Here is a 660-nt window from a genome sequence, read left to right as displayed (position 1 = left end):
CGGCTGCGCGAAGAACTGCTGCCCGGCCGGAATCGTGTAATAGGTGTGGCCCCAGCAGTCCGGCGTTGTCGCCGTGGCTGGCGATGCCACGCCAAGCTGTGTATGCCCGAAATACGCCGTGAAATCGTCTGGCACCATGAAGATTTCGAGGTGCAGGTGCGTCACGCCCTGGTAGCGTCCGACAAACCCAAGGACATCCTTGCGCCTGACCTTCTGGCCACTGCCCTTCGCCGCAGGCGTGACCTGCCCTTTCCTGTCCACGCCGGAGGATTTTTGCAGGAACTCCGGCAACCGTGTCCCGTCGTGCCCGAATGACTGGTACTCCGCGAGCGGCAGCAGATGCATGTAGAGCGAATAGAACGTCAGCTTGCGACCGTCACCCGTTTCGGTCGAATGCCTGAGCAGGACGAAGCCTACATTGCAGCTATAGGGATCCACCGCGTGCTGGCAGACCCGGTACGCCACCACCTCGCCATCGGCAATGGCGTAAACCTCGCCGTGCGTGTCCGGTGCCAGATGACTGCCGCAATGCCAGCGCCGGTCAGACGCGACCGGGTAGATGCCGCGCGCCAGTTCGAACTGGTCGACGGCGTCCATCATGGGATCCGGCTTCGAGCCATCGGTGGAGGTGATGCCCGCTTCGGGCAGAAAGGGAGGGCT

General features: G+C 63.0%; 1 protein-coding gene. It reads right to left on the bottom strand.

The features are described from left to right. The coding region (locus F6X37_RS35965; RefSeq protein ID WP_222945049.1) for a M23 family metallopeptidase at positions 1–660 on the bottom strand (660 nt) is incomplete at both ends.

Source organism: Paraburkholderia sp. 31.1 (assembly GCF_014397645.1).
Taxonomy (GTDB): domain Bacteria; phylum Pseudomonadota; class Gammaproteobacteria; order Burkholderiales; family Burkholderiaceae; genus Paraburkholderia; species Paraburkholderia tuberum.
Note: the sequence above shows the minus strand (reverse complement) of the source record. Positions and strands in the feature narration are given on the sequence as shown.